The organism is Serratia myotis (assembly GCF_027474885.1).
Lineage (GTDB): Bacteria > Pseudomonadota > Gammaproteobacteria > Enterobacterales > Enterobacteriaceae > Serratia > Serratia proteamaculans.
In genome coordinates, this window is the sequence record NZ_CP099707.1 from 2,800,889 (window position 1) to 2,823,528 (window position 22,640).

Here is a 22,640-nt window from a genome sequence, read left to right on the forward strand (position 1 = left end):
TTAGTTCGATTTTATTCTTGCCGAATAACAGAACCTCCCGTTCTGGAGGTTCTCCCTGCGTCCTGTAAAGAGAGATCGCCATGGATAATAAAATACCCAACACCCGCTGGCTGCGGGTCATTGCCCCGATCCTGATCGCCTGCATTATTTCCTTTATGGACCGGGTTAATATCAGTTTTGCCTTGCCCGGTGGTATGGAAAGTGATTTGGGCATTACCAGCCAGATGGCGGGTTTGGCCAGCGGCATCTTCTTTATCGGTTATCTGTTTTTGCAGGTTCCCGGCGGCCGCATCGCGGTTAACGGCAGCGGCAAACGCTTTATCGCCTGGTCACTCTGTGCCTGGGCGGTGGTTTCGGTGGCCACCGGCTTTGTCACCAACCACTACCAACTGCTGGTGTTACGTTTTGTATTAGGCATTTCCGAAGGTGGCATGTTGCCGGTGGTGCTGACCATGATCAGCAATTGGTTCCCGGAAAAAGAACTGGGCCGCGCCAATGCCTTCGTCATGATGTTCGCCCCGCTGGGTGGCATGCTTACCGCCCCCATTTCGGGTGCCATCATTAACCAGCTCGACTGGCGCTGGCTGTTTATCCTCGAAGGTTTGCTGTCACTGGTGGTGTTGGCCGTTTGGTGGCTGTTGATCAGCGATCGTCCGCAGGAGGCGCGCTGGCTGCCGGCCCGCGAGCGCGAATATCTGATAACAGAACTGACACGCGAGCGTCAGGCTCGCAGCAGAACCCAGCCGGTCAGCAACGCACCGTTGAAGGACGTGTTCCGCAATAAGGGGCTGATGAAACTGGTACTGCTGAACTTCTTCTACCAGACCGGTGACTATGGCTACACCCTGTGGCTGCCGACCATTCTGAAAAACCTCACCGGCGGCAATATGGCCTCGGTCGGCTTCCTGGCGATCTTGCCGTTCGTGGCGACCCTGCTGGGGATTTACCTGATATCGGTGCTGACCGACAAAACCGGCAAGCGTCGGCTGTGGGTGATGGTTTCCCTGTTCTGCTTTGCCGCCGCACTGTTGGCCTCGGTGGTGTTGCGCCATAACGTGGTGGCGGCCTATATCGCATTGGTGGTTTGTGGCTTCTTCCTGAAGGCGGCGACCAGCCCATTCTGGTCGATGCCAGGGCGTATCGCCTCGGCGGAAGTGGCAGGTGGCGCACGCGGCGTGATTAACGGCCTCGGCAATCTGGGCGGTTTCTGTGGCCCCTATCTGGTCGGCGTAATGATCTACCTGTACGGTCAGAACGTCGCGGTTTGCGCATTGGCGGTCTCGCTGATCATCGCCGGTATCATCGCCTGGCGCTTGCCGAAGGAATGCGATCTGACCGGCAGCGAACCAGCGCATGACGTGCTGCTGGAGAAGGCCAAACGCGCCTGAATAACAACGAAAACCACGAGCGGGCTACGGCAAAATTTGCTATGTTAGCCCGCTGATTAAGGTCTGTTGTTACTCGCCGGATAGGTCTATGTTTACCCATAAAGCAATTGCCGAACTCAATTCTCTGGAGTTGATGGTTTATAACTACGTCATCAAAAACAACAACCCGGTGATGTATATGACCATCCGCGAACTGGCCGAGGCCGCCGGGGTGTCCACCACTACCGTGCTGCGTTTTTGCAAGAAAATGGGTTGCGAAGGTTATTCCGAATTCCGTATCCGCTTTAAACTGCATCTTGAGCAAACTGAAGCGCCACCGGTAGATTTTGGCACCAGCGAAATCATCAACTTCTTTAAAAGCATCAATAACGACGAATTTAATCAGCTGATTGACCAGGCGGTGCAGCATATTGCCGCCGCCGAACGCATTATTTTTGTCGGGGTAAGTACCTCAGGGGCATTGGGGAAATATGGTGCGCGTTTCTTTTCCAACGTGGGGAAATTCAGCACCCATATTGATGACCCTTATTATCCGATCAATAGCGACATGTATAAAAGCGCGGTAGCAATTATGCTTTCCGTCTCCGGTGAGACCGAAGAGATCCTGCGCCTCGCCAGCCAGTTCAGCCTGCACCACTGCAAAATCGTCAGCATCACCAACAACGAAACCTCCTCATTGGCGCGTATGGCGGACTTCAACCTCTCCTACCACGTTCCCCCGCAGTTGATTGCCGGGCAACATAACATCACCACCCAGATCCCGGTTATTTACATTATTGAAACTATCGGCAAGCGGCTGGGCCATATTAACGCCAGTAAATAAAACAGCCTGTTTTTTTAATGTGACAAATTACCAAATCGGTATTTTGTTATATCGTGACATTCACTTCCAGCTTGCTAATATCCTCTCATTACCTTTCATTAATAAGCGAATGAGAAACCAACGATGAAACAGCAACAGTTACCGAAAGATTTTCTGTGGGGTGGCGCGGTCGCCGCGCACCAGGTTGAAGGCGGTTGGGATCAGGGCGGCAAAGGCCCAAGCATTGCTGACGTGCTGTCAGGCGGCGCACACGGCGTGGATCGCGTAATGACCGACGGCGTACTGGAAGGCTATCGCTACCCTAACCATGAAGCCGTGGATTTCTACGGCCGCTACAAACAGGATATCGCGCTGTTCGCCGAGATGGGCTTCAAATGCTTCCGCACCTCGATCGCCTGGACGCGCATCTTCCCTAAAGGTGATGAGCTGGAACCAAACGAAGCCGGTCTGCAATTCTATGACGATCTGTTCGATGAACTGCTGAAATACAATATCCAGCCGGTGATCACCCTGTCGCACTTCGAAATGCCCTATCACCTGGTGAAAGAGTATGGCGGCTGGAAAAACCGTCAGGTGGTCGATTTCTTCGTGCGTTTCAGCGAAGTGGTGCTGCGCCGCTATCAGCATAAAGTTAAATACTGGATGACCTTTAACGAGATCAACAACCAGAGCAACTACCAGTATCCACTGTTCGGCTACTGCTGCTCCGGCGTGGTGTACAGCGAAGAACAGAACCCGGAACAGACGCTGTATCAGGTGCTGCATCATCAGTTCGTTGCCAGCGCCCAGGTGGTGAAACTGGGTCACCAGATTAACCCGGAGTTCAAAATCGGCTGCATGCTGGCCTGCGTGCCCTTCTACCCGTTCTCCTGTAAGCCGGATGACGTGATGTACAGCGTTGAAGCCATGCACCAGCGTTATCTCTACACCGACGTCCAGGTGCGCGGTTACTATCCGTCGTACCTGCTGCGCGACTGGCAACGCAAGGGCTTGCAGATCGAAATGCAGCCACAGGACGAGCAAACCCTGCGTGAAGGCTGCGCGGATTACATCGGTTTCAGCTACTACATGAGTAACGCCCTGCAGGCCGATGCGGTGAGCAGCAGTGACCCGATGTTCGGCTTCCCCGGCAACGTGCCAAACCCACACGTTAAAGCCTCCGACTGGGGCTGGCAGATTGACCCGGTTGGTCTGCGTTATTCGCTGAACGTGCTGTACGAGCGTTACCAGAAGCCGCTGTTTATCGTTGAGAACGGCTTTGGCGCGTTCGATAAGGTCGAGGCCGACGGTCAAATCAACGATGACTACCGTATCGACTACCTGAGTGCGCATATCGAACAGATGAAAAAAGCGGTGATCGAAGACGGCGTGGATCTGATCGGTTACACCCCATGGGGCTGCATCGACTGCGTTTCCTTCACTACCGGTGAATACGGCAAGCGCTACGGCTTTATCTACGTCGACAAACACGACGATGGCACCGGCACCCTTGAGCGCTCGCGCAAAAAGAGCTTCGACTGGTACCGCCGCGTGATCGCCAGCAACGGCGAACAGCTTTAATCCCCATGATGTTCCCAAAGGGCGGATAATCCGCCCTTTCTCATTCTTATTACATAACCTCAGGTTATGCAAAACACCGCTAAATTTCACTTTATCGTAACACTCTGTCTTGCGAGACTCAGGTGAGGGAAAGCGATTTTCCCCTTCGTGCTGACATTAAATCAAAACAGATCAGCCCTCTGCACCCTGCCTACGCCATGAGGATTTCCGCATGAGCCAGATAGATGAACTCTACCAACGTAACTATGAGCGGCATCCGCCGGTCCTGGTGCCGGAATACAAAACCAGCGTGCTGCGCTCACCGAAAAATGCGCTGATCTCGCTGCAAAATTCACTGTCCGAAATCACCGGCCCGGTGTTTGGCCAACATGAACTCGGCACGCTGGATAACGACCTGATCCTTAACTACGCCAAACAAGGCTTGCCGATCGGCGAGCGGATTATCGTGCACGGCTACGTTCGCGATGAAAACGGCCTGCCGATGCGCAATGCGCTGGTCGAGGTGTGGCAAGCCAACGCCGGTGGGCGCTATCGCCATAAAAAAGACCAGTATCTGGCCCCGATAGACCCCAACTTCGGCGGCTGCGGCCGGGTATTAACCGACGACAACGGCTATTACTTCTTCCGCACCATCAAGCCCGGCCCTTATCCCTGGCGCAACCGGGTCAATGACTGGCGCCCCGCCCATATTCACTTTTCGCTATCCGGCGACGCCTTCGCCCAGCGGTTGATCACCCAGATGTATTTCGAAGGCGATCCGCTGATTGCCAGTTGCCCCATTGTACGCGCGCTCAAAAATGACGATGCGGTACGCACGCTGATCGCCGGTCTGGACAAAACCGCCTCGGTGCAGCTGGACAGCCTGGCCTATCGTTTCGATTTGGTGTTACGCGGTCACCGCGCCACCTTGTTTGAAAACCGCCTGCAGGGGAAAGCATGATGCCGCAAAACTATCTTCTGGAAACGCCGTCGCAAACCGCCGGCCCTTATGTACACATTGGCCTCGCGCCCCTGGCCGCCGGCTTCGAGATCTTTGAGAATAACTTCGGCCAGGTGCTGACCCAGCCGGAAACTCAGGGCCAGCGTATTACCCTGGAAGGTCAGGTGTTCGACGGCAGCGGCTCCCTGATCCGCGACGTGCTGCTGGAAATCTGGCAGGCCAACAGCCACGGCCGCTATAACCACCCGGGCGACCAGCAACAGCACAAACCGCTGGATGATGCCTTCCGGGGCTGGGGCCGCAGCTGTTCGGATTTTGAAACCGGCCTCTATCGCTTTGAAACCATCAAGCCCGGCGCTGTCTGCGGCCGTGACGGCCGGATGATGGCACCGCACATTAACTTGTGGATCGTCGCACGCGGCATCAATATTGGTTTGCATACCCGTCTGTATTTTGCCGACGAGGATGCCGCTAACCAACAGGATCCGGTGTTAAACCTGATCGAACTGGAGGTGCGGCGTAAAACGCTGATTGCCCAGCCAGAACGCCGGGGTGATGAATTAGTGTATCGCTTTGACATTGTGGTCCAGGGCGAAAACGAAACGGTGTTCTTCGACCTGTAAACTCCGCCTGTATGCGGCCGCAAAAAATCTGTATGCCAATGCAAATATGCGGCCGCCATCACTTGTTACCTCCGGGGAAAACTCCCTACACTGAGGTATGAAAAAAGCCAATTTATTTATTCAACGCATGCGCTTACGCCACATCAACGGCTTTGTTGCCGTGGCGCAGGAACGGTCGCTAAGCCGCGCGGCCGATAAGCTGAGCCTGAGCCAACCGGCACTGTCCAAGACGCTGAGCGAGCTGGAAGCCTTAACTGGCAACCGCCTGCTGGTGCGTAACCGCCAGGGAACCCGGCTGACCGAACAAGGTGAGCAGTTTCTCGGTTATGCCACGCGAGTGCTGGAGGCACTGACCGCTGCCGGACACGCACTCGACAGGCTCGACGATGCCCCGGCGCGGGTATTGCGCATCGGGGCACTGCCAACCACCGCGCTGGGCATGCTGCCGCAGTCCATCGGCCAGTATCAGCAGGCCCACCCTCATTCACGTATTCAGGTGGTTACCGGTAAAAATACCGAATTGTTGGCACAGCTCAAGGCAGGTGAGATTGACGTCGCGATAGGCCGCATGGCCGATCCGGAAATGATGAGCGGGTTGGCTTTCGAACTGTTGCTGCTGGAGTCTCTGCTGATGGTGACGCGTCCGGGGCATCCGCTGTTAAGCGAAACCATCACTCTGGAGCGCGCACTGCATTATCCGGCCATTATTTCGCCAAAGGGCACGGTGCCGCGCCACAATACCGAGAATCTGCTGTCGACCCAGGGTTTCAGCCTGCCCGGCCAGTATATTGAAACGCTGTCGGCCTCGCTGGCACGCCAAATGACGCTGCAGTTTGATTATGTGTGGTTTGTGCCATCCAGCGCGGTAAAAACCGATATCGCTGCCGGACAACTGATCCCGCTCCCCCTGCCGACCCAGGGTATGGAGGAAGCGGTAGGCATTCTGACCCGCAACGACGGTGAGTTGACTGAGGCGGTGCTGGCATTTATCGCCACGGTGCGAGGTATCGCGGGCGCGGCACGCTCCGCTTAGTCAGCCTCCCTGTCCTGCTCGGCAAAGACTTCTGCCGCCAGGTGAAACGCCGAGTTGGCCGCCGGCAGGCCACAGTACAGCGCACTTTGCATCAGCACTTCTTTAATTTCCTCACGAGTCACGCCGTTGTTCACCGCCGCCTTCAGGTGCATACGCAGCTCGGCTTCGCGGTTAAGGGCGATCAACATCGCAATGGTGATCAGGCTGCGGGTATGGCGCGCCAACCCCGGTCGGGTCCAGATCTCCCCCCAGGCATAGCGGCTGATAAAGTCCTGGAACTCTTCGTTTAGCGGAGTAAGTTGGCTGAGGCTACGGTCCACATGGCTGTCTCCCAGCACCGCCCTGCGTACCTCAATCCCCTGTTGATACCGTTGTTCGTCATTCATTTTATTTTGCTCCTGAAATGGCTGCTGCGGCCTGTTCCAGTACCCGCCGGATAAAGGTTTGGGCACTACCGAGGTACTGCTGGGGATCCAACAGGTTGGAAAGCTGCTGGGCAGATAAATGTGCCATAACCAGCGGATCGTCCAGCAACACCTCAGACAGTGTGAGCCGCTGCGCCAGCGCTAAATGGCACTGTTTTTCGATATGCTGATGGGCCTGCTGGCGGCCAATAGCTTCGCCCAACGCCATGGTCACCGCCTCCGCCATGATCAAGCCGTGTGTTAACTTCAGGTTATATCCCATCTGTTGTGGGAACACCTGCAGCTCGGCAATCAACTCACCGGCCGTGTGCAAGGCCCCCGCCGTCAACATCACCAATTCTGGCAGGCTTTCCCACTCGGCGTGCCAACCGCCAAGACCGCGCTCGTGTTCCTGCACCATAGCGGCATACAGCCCGCCGACCAACGCTGGCACCCGATTGGCCGCCGCGAGGATCACCGCACAGGCCACCGGATTACGCTTGTGCGGCATGGTCGAAGAGCCACCGCGCCCAGCCGCGACCGGTTCGGCCACCTCTGCCACTTCGGTCTGCGTCAGCAAAGAGATATCGCGGGCCAGTTTGCCCAGCGTGCCGCTTAATCCGGCATACCAACCGGCAATCTCCAGCAGGCGATCGCGCTGACTGTGCCAGGGAGTATCTGCCGCGGTCAGTTGCAGCCTGGCTGCCAGCGCGGTCACCAGTGTCTCTCCCTGTTCGCCCAGCGATGCCAGGGTACCGGCGGCCCCGCCCAACTGCAGTGCCAGTACGCGCGGCCGCATTTCATTCAACCGCTGCCGGTAGCGCAGCAAGGCATCCAGCGTACCGGCCAGCTTTAGCCCCAGCGTGGTGGGCAGTGCGTGCTGCATCCAGGTGCGGCCGACCAGCACAGAGTCCTGATGACGGGTAATTTGTTGTACCAGCGCCACGATCAGCCGGTCCAGGTCGTTCTGCGTCAAGATGAGCGCCTGCCGCAGTTGCAGCACCAAACCGGTGTCGATGGCATCCTGACTGGTAGCGCCCCAGTGAACGTAGCGCGCGGCCTCGGCATCTTGCTGAGCCACTCGGCTGGTTAGCTGCTTCACCAGCGGGATCGCCAGATTACCGGCCTGCGCCGCCGCCTGAGCCAGGCTCAGCGCATCGAACAAATGGCTGTGGCAAACGGCGGCAATCTGTTGGCCGGCTTCGGCAGGAATGATCCCCAGCCCGGCCTGCGCCGTGGCCAGCGCCGCTTCGAAATCCAGCATCCCCTGCAGGGTAGCGGCATCGCTAAAACACGGGCTCACCGCTGAAGACCGCAGCAGCGGTGTCAGTAACTCCATATATCCTCCGGGCAAAGGGCTCATTTCCCGATGATGGCGCGACGCGGTTGGCAGCGTCAAGAACGATAACCGCTGCTCTGGGCGATTATCGAAACATTGAACGAATTTATTGATTTTTGTGATACCGGCCGGGCTACATCATCTGAAAGGGAGAGCCGACATAGTTTTCCGCCAGCACCGTCATCGCGCTGCGCGACTTCACGGTGTATTGCAGCTCTGATAACTGTAAGCGTTGCTGGAATGCGCTGTCGTCATAATGGGTATGCAGCATGTTGGTCATCCACCAGGAGAAATGCTCCGCACGCCAGACGCGTTGCAGCGCGTCGTCACTGTAGCTGTCCAGCCGCCGCCAGCTTTTGTGACGGTAAAACGCCTCCAGCGCCTGAGACAACAGACAGACATCCGCCATCGCCAGATTCAGCCCCTTGGCCCCGGTTGGCGGCACAATATGTGCCGAGTCACCCGCCAGCAGCAGGCGTTTACAGCGCATGGGTTCGGTAACAAAACTGCGCATCCCGACCACGTTTTTCTGGAATATACGGCCCTTTTTCAGCGACCAGCCGTCGTGATTTTCTACCCGGCTCTCCAGTTCATTCCAGATACGATCGTCCGACCATTGGTCGACGTTTTCCGTCGGGTCGCACTGGAAATACATGCGCTGGACGCCCGGCGAACGGGTGCTAATCAGCGCAAAACCGCGCGGGTGGCGGGCGTAGATCAGCTCATCGCTGGACGGCGGTGCCTCCACCAGAATGCCGAACCAGCCAAAGGGGTAGACCCGAGTGTAGTCCTGGCGCAGCCCGCCGGGCATCGCCGCCCGACTGATACCGTGGAAACCGTCACAGCCAATGACAAAATCACATTCCAGGCGCTGCGGTTCGCCGTCAAGACGGTAATGCACCTGTGGTCGTTCGCTGTCCAGCTCCTTCAGTTCCACCTGTTCCACCTCGAAATAGAGTTGGCCCTTCGCCGCCTGCCGCGCGGCAATCATATCTTTCAGCACCTCGTGCTGGGCATAAACGGTGATCGCCCGGTCGGTCAGTTCAGTCAGATCGATCCGGTGCTGTTGGCCGCCGAACGCCAGCCGGATGCCATGGTGCTGCGCCCCTTCTTTGCGCATACGTTCACCCAATCCGGTTTGATTGAGTAAATCGACCGTTCCCTGCTCGAGCACCCCGGCGCGAATGGTGGACTCCACCGCCTGCTGGCTGCGCGTTTCCAATACCACCGACTCAATACCCTGCAGATGCAGCAGGTGCGACAGCATCAATCCGGCCGGGCCGGCACCAATAATCGCGATCTGTGTACGCATGGTTATCTCCTTATAGGGCTTTGTTGAGCGAACCGGACAGTGCCGTCGCCTTGGCAGAAAAGTGTTTGACTATCAGCGCCAGCGCGGCCACCAGCGCCGGGATCGCCAGCAGGGTGAAAATGGTGCTGAACGACAGCTGCATTTGCATCAGTACCCCGCCGCTCATCGCGCCCAGGATGCCGCCGAAACGCCCCAGCCCCAGCATCCAGGCGACCCCCGTCGCCCGCCCCTGGGTTGGATAGAACCCGGCGGCCAGCGCCGGCATGGAAGACTGCGCACCGTTCATGCAGGTACCGGCGATAAACACCGTCACCGCCATCAGTATCGGGTCGGTGTAAACGTAGCCAATGGCGCAGACGAACAGCCCGGTTAACAGATAGCCCACCGCCACTACCTTGTGCGGATTCATCCGGTCCATCAGCCAACCGATGATCAGCACGCCAATACCGCCACCCAGAGGAAATAGCGCGGTAATCAACGACGCCTGGCGAATGGAAGCACCGGTTTCACGGATCAACAGCGGCAACCAACTGGTCAGCAGATAAAAGATCATCAGCCCCATGAAATAGGTCAGGCACAGCATCAGGGTACCCAGCAGATAACGCGGGGAGAAAATCACCCCCAGCGCCGATTTGGCTTTAACCTGATCGGCTTCAGACAGGCTAAAGCGCAGCGGTTCGATTAACTTGAGCGGCGCAATACGTTTGAGTACGGCAGCAATCCGCTGCGCCGGGTAACCGCGTACCACCATAAAACGGGCCGATTCCGGCAGTGCGACAATCAGCACTACCGCCAGCAGCAGCGGCATCACGCCACCCAGCACCATGACACTCTGCCAACCGAAGTGCGGTATCAGCCAGGCGGAAACGAAACCGCCCATCGACGATCCGAGCGGAAAGCCGCAGAACATCAGATTCACCAGCAGTGCCCGCTTACGTTCCGGCGCATATTCCGACATCAGGGTGGCGGCATTCGGCATCGCCGCCCCCAGCCCCAGACCGGTTAAAAAACGCAGTAGCGTCAGCATCGGCAGCGTGGTGGCAAACGCCGTCAACAGGCTGAAACCCCCAAACAGGAACAGCGACAGTACCAGCACTTTTTTGCGACCAATGCGGTCCGCCAGCGGTCCGGCCGTGAGTGCTCCCACGGCCAACCCGACCAGGGCCGCACTCATCACCGGCCCCAGCGAGGTCTTCTCTATCCCCCAATCTTGCACCAGCGAGGTGGCGATAAAACCGATAATCGCGGTGTCGAAGCCGTCCAGTGCCACGGTGAGGAAACACAGTATCAGAATCATCCACTGGTAACGGGAAAAGGGGTTCTCATTAATAAACGACTGAATTTCTAGGGTGTTTGGCTGAGACATAGAGCGCTTCCTGGGTTGGCCTGGTGAAATAAACCCGGCGAGAACAGCCAGGCGTTTCCCTGGCAAAGTCGCTAGTTGTGCGATTATCGAAACTTGGTTCGTTAATCGCCTATTCATCAAAGCATCACCCACAATAAGTTTCAATATTGTTAAATTAATTAGCGTGCGATAACCGAACGCGAAAAGACCCGCTTTACAAGAAAGGGTTTATTATCAGTTTGATAGTTTATTTTTTTGCCCATCGGCAAGGTAGGCATTCTGTGAGCCATTTAACATTGGTGAAACTATTTCGACGCTTATTCAACAGGGAAAAAATGCCGGTTCCCCTCATTCCTGTCTGAGGCCCCGGTTGTGCCTTATTCCCGGCAGCAATTTTGATTTATTAACCCGGAAATTGGGTTCGATTGAACAACTTGAAAGCGCATGCGACTGGACTAAGCTGAAACGGAAGAAAGCGAATAACAAAATAATAAAAATAGATTACTGACTGGGCAGGTAACCATGAACAAAAGAGTGAATGGCGTTGTTTGCTGTCTGTTATTTCTGATTTCATCCCTGTGTTTTGGCGCTGAGCCGCGCCAGCTCGCCACCGATCAGGAAAAGGCCCGAACGGTTTATATATTTCACCAACCTATTGTCATGCTGCAGGCAAAGTTCGGCTTTACCACCCCGGAAGAACGTGTTTTACGGATCCGTAATACTTTGCGCTCTCTCACCGAAGAAGACATACACCAGCCGGTGCAGGTGCATGTGATAAAACGCTATAACCAGCAGGGACGGCTGTTCACCATTAATGGCAAGCCATTCATGCTATTAACCCAGGGAGACCTGGATGATGGCGATGATCTGACGCTGGACCAGGCTTCACTCAAAGTGCTGGAACGAATCAATGCCCAGCGCACGGCACTGATAGAACAATACTCTACTGCTTACCTGGCGATTGCGGTAGCGAAGAGCGCAGCCGGAACCCTGGCGCTGGTGCTGGTATTTTACGCCGCGTTCAAATCCTGGCAGCGAGTTAAAAGGTTTTATGCCACCCGAATAGCGCTCAAGCGGGGGTGGATCCCGCAGAGCTGGCGCGTGCTGCTCGGGGCTTTTGAATCTCGCCTGTACGCCCTGCTAATGATATTGCTGAGTATTAGCGCCTTTTATATCTGGCTGAGTTGGCTCTTCCGGTTATTCCCCTGGACGCGTGTTTGGGGCGAGTCTCTGGGGGACTGGTCTATCAGCGTTATCCAGAAAGTCACCCTATCCATTATTTCCGCTTTCCCTGGGCTGGCGATTGTCGCCATTATCTTTTTGCTGACGGGTTTTATTCTCAAACTGCTCAAGGTGCTGTTAAAACGCGTCGAGAGCGGAAGACTGGTTGTGCCAGGTTTACATCCCGAAACGGTTGGCGCCACACGTAAACTGATTTCGGTGATGGTCTGGCTGTTTGCCTTGTCGGCCGCCTATCCTTTTCTACCCGGTGCCGACTCTTTGGCCTTTAAAGGCGTCAGCGTGTTCTTTGGCTTGATGTTAACGCTTGGCTCGGCGGGATTAATGAATCACGCCATGAGTGGATTGGTACTGACTTATTCGCGCGCGCTGCGCAAAGGCGACGTGATCAGGATAGGCGACAACGAAGGGCTGGTCAGCGAAGTCGGGATGCTGGCCACCAAAATCCTCACCCGCGAAAATTATGTTGTTACCGTCCCCAATGCGGTGGTGGTCAGCGGTAAAATCACCAATCTCAGCGCACTGAACCCCGGCGAGGGTGTGAATCTCACCACCAGCGTGACGATTGGTTACGACACCCCATGGCGGCAGGTTCACGCAATGCTGGAACTGGCGGCAAAAAGAACCCGGGGCATCGACAGTCAGGTCCCTCCTCTGGTTCGTCAGCTCAATTTAATGGACTGGTACATCGCCTATGAACTGCAGGTCAAGCTCGGTGCAGGCGAATCACTGGCAACCGTCAAAAGTGAATTACATAGCCACATTCAGGACGTGTTCAATGAATTTAACGTCCAGATCATGTCACCGAATTTCGTGCTGCAACCCGAAAATGCCGTGATGGTCACCCGAGAAAATTGGTATACCGCCCCTGCGGTGCGACCGGATCAGCAGCCATGACAAAATTGAGTGTCCTGCTGGCTCTGCTTCCCGGCTTAGCCTTCCCCGCAGCCCTTCAGGCGGCAGGACTGATTGATGCGGAAGATGGCATGCTGGATATGGGCGAGTACATGAGCGATAGCCGCTACGGTTTTCTGCCGGTGCCGGTGGTAATCACCGAACCGGCCGTGGGGTATGGCGGCGGCCTGTTTGGGCTTTTTTTACATGACACCGGCCAACCCAATGAAACACCTCGCTCAGGCAGGCGCAGCGCGCCACCCGCAATCAGCGCCTTTGGCGGCGGGGCTACGCAAAATGGCACCTGGTTTGTCGGTGGCGGGCATCGACACACCTGGAATAATGACAGCATTCGCTATCTTGTGGCCGTAGGTTACGCAGATATCAATCTGGATATTTACACCGGCGATGTTGCCGGCTTTGGCGGCGGTCATGGGGTCAGCACCCAAACGAAAGGCTACGGCGGAACGCAGAAACTGTTGTTCCGCCTTGCCGAAACGCCTTTCTTTGTCGGCGGTTCGCAGTTTTACGCCAATACCCAAATCTCAGCTGATAAACCCTTTATCAGCCAGGCACTGCAACAGGTGCTGGGGGGTTCCAGTACCAGCTCCGGATTGGGTCTGGTGATGGAATATGACACCACGGACAACCTTTTCTACCCGCGCCATGGGCTATCGGCCTCCGCTGAATATCAGTTTTACACCGGCTTCCTGGGTGGCGATTACCGCTATGACACGCTGACCCTGGACGGGAAATATTTCCATCCGCTTGGCCGAAACTTCACCCTGGCGCTCGCCGGTAACTACCAGTCACTGTCAGATCACGAAAGCCATTTACCCCCCATGGCGCGCCCCTATATCAAACTCCGTGGCATCCCGAGCTATCGCTATCAGGGTGATTACGTTGCGGTGGGCCAAAGCCAATTAGAGTGGCAGGTGACACCGCGTTGGGTGGTGCAAGGGTTTGTCGGGGCCGGCAGCGCCAGCCGTGATAGCCAAACGTTGTTCGATAAGACTGAAGTGGCGTGGGGCGGCGGATTCCGCTACCTGATCGCGCGAAAATTTGGATTGCATACCGGGATCGATGTCGCTTTCAGCAACAGCGATCAGGCGCTCTATTTCAATGTCGGCTCTGGGCTTTAAGCCGGTCTTCTCTCGCTTGCCTAACGTGGAGGATCCAATAATGACAAATCACAGAGATTGCCAAACCAGCATCAAAAACATCTCACTCCGATACGCTAAACGAGTGGTTTTTCCTTTGTTGTTTTTATCGGGTACCGCATGGGGCGCAGCAGCCCCCGCCCCGGCCCAGAGTGACAGTACCTTTCCTATTTGGGGAGATGAAGCCCGCGCCCGCGGCTATAACATCCCGCTGCCGTTCGGCGTCAATCTCAGTTATATGAATATGCGCCAGAATATTGATGTCGACAGCATTACCTTTTCCGGCCTGAAACTGGGCAATCATCCGATTCCCAGCGATCTGTTCAATATTGATGTCGGACACACTCGCGAACGCAGCAAAAGCGAGAACCTGCGGCTGGATATGTGGGTCTTCCCCTTTTTGAATATTTATGGCCTGGTCGGGCACACCCGGGGATCATCGGTTTCTAACGTTTCTGTCGATGCCGACCCATCACAATACACCGGTGTCGACCGAATTATCGCCTCGGCGGTTCATCGCCTTAACCAAAATGGCGATCTCAGGGACATCGAGTTTGCCCTGGATTTTAAAGGCACTACCTGGGGCACCGGGTTTACTCTGGCGGGCGGCTATGAGAAATGGTTCGCACTGGTGGATACCAACTATACCCGCACGGATTTTGACATTCTCGATGGCAAAATTTCAGCCATCACGGTTTCGCCGCGCGTGGGTTATCGCTTTGATATGCCCGCCATCTCTGGCCCTTCCCACCTGAGCCTGTGGATAGGCAGCATGTATCAGGATGTGGATCAGGAGTTTAAAGGCAACCTCTCGGATTTACATATGCCGGCAGAACTTCAGCCGCTTATTGACACCGTGAATAAAGACAACGCCGGACGCTTTGATGTCAAACAGCATCTCACATCGCCGTGGAATACGCTGATTGGGGCGCAGTACGAACTCACGCAGAACTTTAACCTACTGGCCGAAGTCGGTTTCAATGAGCGAAACAGTTTTTTCCTGGCGGGTGAATATCGATTCTAATGAAGCGACCTGTGCTGTGGTTAGGCGGACTCTGTAGCCTGTTGACCTTATCCGTTAATGCGGAGTTGCTGACGCGTGAGTCCATCGATCAGTTTCTTGGCACCATGGGGGCAGACGATCAATACCACGCCGCTAAAGGGGTGAACTGGACGGTGCTGCCAGGGCCCTTTTATACGCCCGAGTTAAAGCTGGGATTGGGAACGGCGGTGGCCGGGCTTTATCGCGTCGATCCTAACGATAAGCTGACACAAAACTCCTCCATTTCATTTACCGGTTTTATCAGTACCAGCGGCGCACTGGGGCTTGGGTTAAATAATTACACTTTTTTTAGTGACGACCAGTGGCGGCTGTTTGTTGAAGGCTCGGTGGCAAAGATCCCTACGGAGTTCTGGGGCGTGGGCTACGATGCCGCGCAGGGATCGGGCCAGAAATATACCCAGGATTCGTTTAGCGTTCATCCGCAGGTTTTTTATCGTCTGGTAGATAATCTTTATGCCGGTGTTGGCTGGGACTTTTCTACTCTGGAGGCCAAAGTTGAAGATCCGCAGCCTGGCGATAGTTTCTCTCGTTATACCGAGTCAACGTCACCGCGGAGTTCCGGCGCGACTTTCGCCCTTAATTACGACTCCCGCGACGCTATCACGCAGCCGAAAAATGGGCAGTATGCCAGCGTCCAATACAGCCTGTTTGATCCGTCGCTGGGCTCGGATACGCATTTCACCGCCCTGCAGCTGCAATACAATTACTATTTTCCGCTTAACGAGAATGACGTATTGGCGTTCGATGCCTGGGGACGTTTTGCCCGAGGAGAAGTTCCTTGGGATCGGCTTTCACAAGCCGGTGATGATCGGCGGTTACGCGGCTACTACCAGGGGCGTTACCGGGATAAAGATGTGGTGAGCACCCAGATTGAATACCGCAAAAAGCTCAACTGGCGGCACGGTTACGTGCTCTGGCTAGGCGCAGGTTCACTGGGTGCCAGCCCGGATAAAATGGGACAACACCCTATTCTTCCAACCCTTGGCGCAGGGTATCGTTTTGAAATTAAACCAGATATGAATTTGCGTCTCGATCTCGGCGTGGGTCGAGAGAGCGCAGGGTTTTATTTCCAGGTCGCGGAGGCCTTTTAATGCGTGGTTATTTTCTCGCAGTGCTGCTGGGTATTACCTTTTTTGCCCATGCGCAACCGGGTGAGGCCGACATTTTACCTTTTGAGCAGGCAACTCGCGTTTGGCCCGTCGCGCAGAACCTTTCGCCGCCGGAATCGCTGCGCCCTTGCTGTGCATTTGGCTATAACCTTCATGTGCGCGCGGCAGGCATTCCCATTCCGGTTTACCAGATTGGTAACGTGCTGTCACTCAGCACTCTGGGTCACCATCATTACAATGACACTGCGCTGGGTGCAGTGAAGAATATCGTGGGTCTGAGCGATGAAGCCAACGGCTTGATCTATACGCGGCGCGGCGGCTTTATTGATATCGCCCACGTTCGTGATACTGCCGATAACACCTTTTATCTGTTCACCCGACTGTACCCACGGCTGGGTCGGGAATGGCGGTTGTTTTACAGTGAGGAATTGGGGCTCAGACGCGTTCAGCTTTACCCCTTTACCCCGCCGGCATCGAAGGTGGACCGCTATAATCTGGCGGCGTGGCTGGCCGGGCATCTGGCTTTTCAACTGGCACAGTGGCATGAGATCGCCCAGTGGTATGGCTTCCAGTCTGTCCCCGGGTTTTCTGAGGAAATCTCTGCATTTTCACCGGAAGATCTCTACGCCAATCTGCTGGGGGCCAGGCTGGCCATCAATGTGATTTTGCAGGGGCATGCCGGTTCGGTAGATAACTACAATCTGGCGATGGATAAGGCGCTTTCTCAGGCTTTAATTGGCCTTGAGGCGGTGAATCAGGCCGAAACCGAACGTCAGTTCCGCGAAGTCGACGGTGACTGGTGGAATAGCCAACGTCGGGTACCGGATAAATTTTTAGTGCTTAAACGCAATTACCATCTTGGCGAAAACCGAATGCCCACCGCGGTACCTTTCGAACAAGCCCTGCCGTACCGCCTGACTATGCCGGAGAAAATAGCAGGGATGACGCTAAGCCGCCTTGGTGAGCTGCAAATCCACAAAGGAAACGATATGCGCGGCCTGCCTGCACCCAACACATTCTATCGCCCTGCACAGTTTTCCGCACTGGCGGAGCAAGCGCGTCAAGCCGACCAGGTTCAATTGCAAAGACTCAGCCAGTGAGGTCAAAGGCTTTTGGCGGTAACCTGGCCGGCCAACTGCGCCTGACGGTTAAAGCCCTTGGCACCCTTGATAAAAATGGCGCAGGCGGTGATCAGCGCCGGAATGGCGATAAGGGTAAAAATGCGATCGAAGCCCCAGCCCAGCGCCAGCATTTCCGCCCCGGCAAAGGCGCTCAGAATGGCGCCGATACGTCCAACGCCGTGCATCCAACTGGAGCCGGTGGCCCGCGCCTCAGTCGGGTAATAATGAGCCGACAGCGCATTCATGCCGGTATTGGCGCCGTTCAGGCAAAAGCCGCAGGCTAATGCCAACACACCGAGCATCAAACTGCTGTGGGACGCCAGGCCGATCGACAACGTAAACGCGGCACCCAACAGGTAAATCACGCCCAGCGCCCGGTGAGGATTGACCCTATCCATCAACCAGCCAGCAAACAGTGAGCCGAAGGTGCCGCCAGCCTGATACAACGCGGTAATCACCGCCGCCTGCGCCACGCTCATGCCAATGCCTTTTACCAGCGTCGGTAACCAACTGCCCAGCAGATAGACCAGAAACAGCGCCATGAAATAGCCCAGCCACAACATCAGGCTGCCAAATCGGTACTGCCGGGAGATCACAATCTGCATCGAGCCTTTGCCGGGTGCCACCCGCGGCGGCAGTGTGTAGTGGGTGTTGGCGTCGGTACTGCCCGGTGCCAGCTTTTCCACTATCTTGCCAATGCGTTGCTTGCTGGCACGTTTGGTGACCAAAAATCGTACCGACTCCGGCAGTTTGGCGATCAACAACGGTACGCTCAACAGCGGCAGTATCCCCCCCAGCAACAACAATGCATGCCAGCCCATCTGCGGAATGATCCACGAGGCAGCGAACCCGCCCAGCGCGGCACCGAAAGTAAAACCGCAAAACACCACGGTGATAATAAAAGAACGTTTCTTTTCCGGCGCATATTCAGAGATCAGCGTGCCGACATTCGGCATCGCCGCCCCCAGCCCCAGCCCGGTCATAAATCGGAAGAAAATCATTTGATCAATAGTGTGCGAAAACGCAGTGACCAGCGTCCAGACACCAAAAAAGAACACGCTGTTGATGATGATCACTTTACGGCCCAGCCAGTCCGCCAGTGGCCCGGAAAGCAGTGCGCCGAGGGTCAGGCCGACCAGCGCGGCGCTCATCACCATACCCAGTTGCTGATTGCTGACGCCCCACTCACTTTTCAGCTCCGGCGCGATAAATCCCATCAGGGTAATGTCGAAGCCGTCGAGCGCAACCACGATAAAACCCAGCAAAATAATCAGTTTTTGGTAACCACACAGCGGACGATCGTTGATCAGCGTACGAACATCAATTTCGTTTGAAGCCACAATTTTTCCTTGGACAGACGCCAATAAGTGCAGATGTTCGATAATCGAACTGACAGTAAATTTCCCGCTTCTAATGTATGAACTCCGGTGCGGGTCGGCAACGGGGATTATCGATAATCTGGCGCCTATCGAACCTGACGGTACATTTACCCTCAATTAAAAAAACTGCCGCATCCGATCAACTCAAAACAATATGCTAACAAGCAAACCCGTAAAGCCCTTTATCACCCGGCCGGCAGTCCGTTGCCGGTGGGAAATAATGTTGTCGAATTGTGAGAAGGATCGTCTCGCCCCTCAGGTTATCGCCGCACAGGTTTACCGGTGAGCAATATGACGTCGTTCACAAAAGCCCGGCTATGGCGGATTGTATTGCCGTGTGACCCCGGTTACTCTTAACCGGTGTTCCCCTAAAGATAAGTGACTGATGTTTTGAAGAATGATGAGATCACTGCCACCAAACGCAAAAACGACCCCGTTGGCCTGAAGCAGCGTATTTTCGCTGCGGCGCTGACCGAGTTCGCCGAGGCCGGCCTGAAAGGCGCCCGCATGGAAAACATTGCCGAGCACGCGGCCACCACCAAACGCATGGTGGTTTATCACTTCAAGACCAAGGAATCGCTCTACCTGGAGGTACTGGAACACGTATATCAGCACATCCGAGCGCACGAAATGGGGTTGGATCTGCAGGCATTACCGCCGGTGGCGGCCATGACCAGGCTGGTCGAGGAAAGCTTTAACTACCATGCGGAGCACCCCGACTTCATCCGGGTTATTTGCATGGAAAACATGATGCGCGGTCAGTATATCCGCCAGTCGCCACGTATTAAGGCATTGAATCAGAGCGCCCTGACCCTGCTGGAGGATATTTTGCAGCGCGGCAAGCAAGCGCAAGAGTTCACCCCGGACGCCAGCGCCACAGATGTGCATCGTTTGATCAGCAGCCTGTGTTTCCACTACGTCGCCAACCAGTACACCTTTAATACGCTGTTTGAAAACCATGAGCCGCAGGAAGATCAGGCTCGTCACATCCGTCGGTTAGCCGTCGTGGCAACCCTGCGTTATTTGGCTCTGTAAGCACGGCCCCTGGGAGACTGTGATGACCAAGACCTCATCCGGCGAAGAGATCGCCGCGCCTGATAGTTCACTGTCCGCCGCCAGCGGCGATCCGTTCAAGGGCGATCCCAATTTTATGGCGTCGCTGGCCCGGGGGCTTGAGGTGATCCAGGCCTTTACCCCGCAACGCCGGTTGATGTCGATTTCGCAAATCAGCCAGAAAACCGGCATTCCGCGTGCTGCGGTACGCCGCTGCCTGTATACGCTGAACAAGCTGGGATTTGTCTACGCCCAGGACGGTAAGAATTTTGAGCTGCGCCCACGCATTCTGACGCTGGCCCATGCCTATCTTGGTGCCACGCCATTGGCGAAAGCCACCCAGCCGGTGCTGAAACACATCAGCCAGTTATTGAATGAATCCTGCTCTATCGCCACGCTGGACGGCGACAATATACTGTATATCGCCCGCGCCTCTGCCGAACGCATTATGACCATTGACCTGAACATTGGCAGCCGCCTGCCGGCATTCGCCACCTCGATGGGCCGGGTGTTATTGAGTCATTTGCCGCTAGATAAGCGTGAGGATTACCTGCAACGCATCACTCTGATGCGCTATACGCAATACACCATTGGGTCAGTCGACAAACTGCGTGACGAACTGGATAGGGTTCGTACGCAGGGTTATGCGATTAACGATCAGGAGTTGGAAATCGGCCTGCGCTCCATCGCAGTGCCGATTACCTCGGTCAACGGCGGCGTCACGGCCGCGTTAAACGTGGGGGTGCAGGCCGGTCATGTCCCGTTGAACGAACTGACCGAGCGTATCCTGCCGATCCTGCTGGAAGGTGCAGAGGAGCTTTCGCTACTCACTCATTAAATCGACTGGTGCGCGGTGGCCAAATACTTGGTCATCTCCGCCTCAGGCACCATACCGCCGCCGGTGGCCCACACCAGGTGGGTGGCATTGTTCATCTGTTCCGCATTCAGCCCCTGGCTCGCCAACCATTCGACATCAGCCGTGACGCGCCATGGCCCCGGCATGCCTGCCAGCGCCGAAGGTTCGAGCTGAATGTGCTCATGGCTGTCCAGCAGCCCCAGCAGTGCAAACATCTCGCGGTCACTGAGAGTGTAAAAACCGGAAAGCAGCCGCTCCATGGCACGGCCGACAAAGCCGGATGCGCGCCCTACCGCCAGCCCATCCGCCGCCGTCTGATTATCAATCCCCAGATCCTGCACCGCGATGCCATCGTGCAGGCCGGTATGCACCCCCAACAGCATGCAAGGTGAATGCGTCGGCTCGGCAAAGATGCAATGTACGTGATCGCCAAAGGCCAATTTCAGGCCAAACGCCACCCCGCCAGGGCCACCGCCGACGCCGCAAGGCAGGTAAACGAACAACGGGTGCTGAGCATCCACCTTGACGCCGCTGTCGGCAAACTGCCGCTTCAGACGGCCACCGGCCACGGCATAGCCCAGGAACAGCGTCTGCGAATTCTCGTCATCGATAAAGAAACAGCGCGGATCGCTCGCCGCCTGCAAGCGGCCCTGTTCCACGGCAACGCCATAATCTTGCGCGTACTCCACCACGTTGACGCCATTCTCACGCAGCTTTTGCTTTTTCCATTCGCGGGCGTCGGCCGACATGTGCACGCTGACGCTAAAACCCAACCGGGCGCTGATAATACCGATCGACATCCCCAGATTACCGGTCGACCCCACGGCAATGCGGTAACCGCTGAAGAATTCGCGGAACTCCTCCGAGAACAAGCTGGCGTAGTTATCCGTCAGTTGCAGCAGCCCCGCGGCCAGCGCCAGTTTTTCTGCATGCGCCAACACCTCGTAGATGCCGCCACGTGCCTTGATCGAGCCTGAAATCGGCAGATGGCTGTCTTTTTTCAGCAGTAAGCGGCCAGCCAGCGTCAGGCCATAGCGCTGATCGAGCGCAGTTTGCATGGCGTGAAGGGCGACCACTTCGGACTCGATCACTCCGTGGGTGACACGGGTTTCCGGGAAGGCGGCACTCAGATAAGGGGCAAAACGCGCCAGCCGTTGCTCTGCATCACTCACGTCGCTGGCGTCGAGCCCTACAAACGGTAACCCGACCTGCAAAGTAGTCGCTCGCGGATTGAACCAGGTCACTGGTTTAAGCTCGATCAGTTCCTGCACCAGTGGGAATTGCGTAACCAACTGCTGAATCTGTGTCTTTTCCATGATTGTTCTCTGCGCTGCATAAAGGTTAGCCCTAGGGTGCAGCGATTTGCTCAGGCTGACAAATGATAAAATCTCAGCCTTGGGTGAGCAGTATTGATGCAAAAAGATGATTTGCGTCAATTTATCGCTCACATTGATTCCTTGAGTGACAGAAAATCACCTTAAGTGCCCCGCAACGAAAAAGAGGCTGCGGGGCATTAACGCACCGACGCTTACCCGCGAGCCGCTGCTTCCAGTCCGGCGATATCCAGTTTGACCATCTGTAACATCGCTTCGGTGACCCTGCGCACCTTGACGCTGTCAGGATCACTCATCAGCTCTGACAGGCGTTTCGGGACAATCTGCCAGCTCAGTCCCCAGCGATCGCGCAGCCAACCACACTGCTCAACCTGGCCACCGTCACTCAATGCTTCCCATAAGCGGTCCACTTCGGCCTGATCGGCACATTCGACCATAATGGAAAAGCTGTGATTGAAGGGATCCAAAGGACCAGCTTCAATCGCCGCATAGCGCTGATCGCCAAGGGTAAATGACGCCAGCTTGACACTGCCGGCCGGTCCGCTGGGGGTATCGGCAGGCAAGGTGGACTGCCAGGTCAGGGAGGAACCGGGGATTAAAGCCACGTAGCAACGCAACGCCGCTTCCATGTCTTTCTCAAACCACAGGTGTTGGGTGATTTTCAC

Annotated in this window: 20 protein-coding genes; 13 read left to right on the forward strand and 7 right to left on the reverse strand. The window is 55.9% G+C overall.

What is annotated here, in order from left to right; genetic code table 11:
• The first annotated feature begins 80 nt into the window (after window positions 1–80).
• From NHG65_RS13280 to NHG65_RS13305, 6 genes are all read left to right on the forward strand, one after another.
• The gene (locus tag NHG65_RS13280; RefSeq protein WP_112349876.1) at window positions 81–1,388 is read left to right on the forward strand and encodes an MFS transporter; all 1,308 of its coding nucleotides are present in this window, start codon (window positions 81–83) and stop codon (window positions 1,386–1,388) included.
• 88 nt (window positions 1,389–1,476) lie between these two features.
• A complete protein-coding gene (locus tag NHG65_RS13285; RefSeq protein WP_499182288.1) occupies window positions 1,477–2,211 on the forward strand; it encodes a MurR/RpiR family transcriptional regulator in 735 nt (244 codons plus the stop codon).
• Between the two features lie 123 nt (window positions 2,212–2,334).
• Complete coding sequence (locus NHG65_RS13290) at window positions 2,335–3,771, forward strand: 6-phospho-beta-glucosidase (protein ID WP_099063011.1); 1,437 nt, start codon at window positions 2,335–2,337, stop codon at window positions 3,769–3,771.
• Window positions 3,772–3,982: 211 nt separating this feature from the next.
• The gene (gene pcaH / locus NHG65_RS13295; RefSeq protein ID WP_499182289.1) at window positions 3,983–4,711 is read left to right on the forward strand and encodes a protocatechuate 3,4-dioxygenase subunit beta; all 729 of its coding nucleotides are present in this window, start codon (window positions 3,983–3,985) and stop codon (window positions 4,709–4,711) included.
• On the forward strand, window positions 4,711–5,334 hold the full coding sequence (gene pcaG / locus NHG65_RS13300; RefSeq protein ID WP_099063050.1) for a protocatechuate 3,4-dioxygenase subunit alpha: 624 nt from the start codon (window positions 4,711–4,713) through the stop codon (window positions 5,332–5,334). Before pcaH ends, pcaG begins: the two co-directional genes overlap by 1 nt.
• 97 nt (window positions 5,335–5,431) lie before the next feature.
• A complete protein-coding gene (locus NHG65_RS13305) occupies window positions 5,432–6,367 on the forward strand; it encodes a LysR substrate-binding domain-containing protein (RefSeq protein WP_099063009.1) in 936 nt (311 codons plus the stop codon).
• On the opposite strand, the gene pcaC is transcribed toward NHG65_RS13305, so the two are convergent.
• From pcaC to NHG65_RS13325, 4 genes are all read right to left on the reverse strand, one after another.
• Complete coding sequence (pcaC, locus tag NHG65_RS13310) at window positions 6,364–6,753, reverse strand: 4-carboxymuconolactone decarboxylase (RefSeq protein ID WP_174352203.1); 390 nt, start codon at window positions 6,751–6,753, stop codon at window positions 6,364–6,366. The genes NHG65_RS13305 and pcaC overlap by 4 nt on opposite strands.
• Window position 6,754: 1 nt before the next feature.
• Window positions 6,755–8,110 (reverse strand): 3-carboxy-cis,cis-muconate cycloisomerase, encoded by a 1,356-nt coding sequence (locus NHG65_RS13315; protein ID WP_499182290.1) that lies wholly within the window; start codon window positions 8,108–8,110, stop codon window positions 6,755–6,757.
• A 133-nt stretch (window positions 8,111–8,243) separates the two neighbouring features.
• Window positions 8,244–9,422 carry a 4-hydroxybenzoate 3-monooxygenase gene (locus NHG65_RS13320; RefSeq protein ID WP_499182291.1) on the reverse strand — a complete coding sequence of 393 codons (1,179 nt, stop codon included), beginning with the start codon at window positions 9,420–9,422 and terminating at the stop codon, window positions 8,244–8,246.
• A 10-nt stretch (window positions 9,423–9,432) separates the two neighbouring features.
• Window positions 9,433–10,788 (reverse strand): MFS transporter, encoded by a 1,356-nt coding sequence (locus NHG65_RS13325; RefSeq protein ID WP_099063005.1) that lies wholly within the window; start codon window positions 10,786–10,788, stop codon window positions 9,433–9,435.
• A 501-nt stretch (window positions 10,789–11,289) separates the two neighbouring features.
• Here NHG65_RS13325 and NHG65_RS13330 point away from each other — a divergent pair.
• Genes NHG65_RS13330 through NHG65_RS13350 form a run of 5 tightly spaced genes read left to right on the forward strand, consistent with a single transcriptional unit; the run spans window position 11,290 to window position 17,332 of the window.
• Window positions 11,290–12,903, forward strand: coding sequence for a mechanosensitive ion channel family protein (locus NHG65_RS13330; protein ID WP_499182292.1), 1,614 nt, complete (start codon window positions 11,290–11,292; stop codon window positions 12,901–12,903).
• Complete coding sequence (locus NHG65_RS13335) at window positions 12,900–14,042, forward strand: BamA/TamA family outer membrane protein (RefSeq protein ID WP_232519035.1); 1,143 nt, start codon at window positions 12,900–12,902, stop codon at window positions 14,040–14,042. Before NHG65_RS13330 ends, NHG65_RS13335 begins: the two co-directional genes overlap by 4 nt.
• A gap of 40 nt (window positions 14,043–14,082) precedes the next feature.
• Window positions 14,083–15,084 carry a hypothetical protein gene (locus tag NHG65_RS13340; protein WP_232519044.1) on the forward strand — a complete coding sequence of 334 codons (1,002 nt, stop codon included), beginning with the start codon at window positions 14,083–14,085 and terminating at the stop codon, window positions 15,082–15,084.
• Window positions 15,084–16,214, forward strand: coding sequence for a BamA/TamA family outer membrane protein (locus NHG65_RS13345; protein WP_499182293.1), 1,131 nt, complete (start codon window positions 15,084–15,086; stop codon window positions 16,212–16,214). Before NHG65_RS13340 ends, NHG65_RS13345 begins: the two co-directional genes overlap by 1 nt.
• Window positions 16,214–17,332: a DUF4056 domain-containing protein gene (locus tag NHG65_RS13350; RefSeq protein ID WP_499182294.1), complete on the forward strand. Its 1,119-nt coding sequence runs from the start codon at window positions 16,214–16,216 to the stop codon at window positions 17,330–17,332. The genes NHG65_RS13345 and NHG65_RS13350 overlap by 1 nt, the downstream gene beginning before the upstream one ends.
• Before the next feature lie 2 nt (window positions 17,333–17,334).
• Here the strand turns inward: NHG65_RS13350 and NHG65_RS13355 are convergent, their stop codons facing one another.
• Complete coding sequence (locus NHG65_RS13355) at window positions 17,335–18,696, reverse strand: MFS transporter (protein ID WP_499183479.1); 1,362 nt, start codon at window positions 18,694–18,696, stop codon at window positions 17,335–17,337.
• Between the two features lie 414 nt (window positions 18,697–19,110).
• Here NHG65_RS13355 and NHG65_RS13360 point away from each other — a divergent pair, with 414 nt between their 5' ends.
• On the forward strand, window positions 19,111–19,767 hold the full coding sequence (locus NHG65_RS13360; RefSeq protein WP_413477027.1) for a TetR/AcrR family transcriptional regulator: 657 nt from the start codon (window positions 19,111–19,113) through the stop codon (window positions 19,765–19,767).
• Window positions 19,768–19,789: 22 nt separating this feature from the next.
• Entirely contained in the window at window positions 19,790–20,623 is an 834-nt protein-coding gene (locus NHG65_RS13365) for an IclR family transcriptional regulator domain-containing protein (protein WP_099062999.1), read from the forward strand.
• On the opposite strand, the gene dsdA is transcribed toward NHG65_RS13365, so the two are convergent.
• Window positions 20,620–21,957: a D-serine ammonia-lyase gene (dsdA, locus tag NHG65_RS13370; protein WP_219016306.1), complete on the reverse strand. Its 1,338-nt coding sequence runs from the start codon at window positions 21,955–21,957 to the stop codon at window positions 20,620–20,622. The genes NHG65_RS13365 and dsdA overlap by 4 nt on opposite strands.
• Window positions 21,958–22,169: 212 nt before the next feature.
• Window positions 22,170–22,640, reverse strand: a complete 471-nt coding sequence (locus NHG65_RS13375; RefSeq protein ID WP_112349893.1) for a VOC family protein — start codon at window positions 22,638–22,640, stop codon at window positions 22,170–22,172.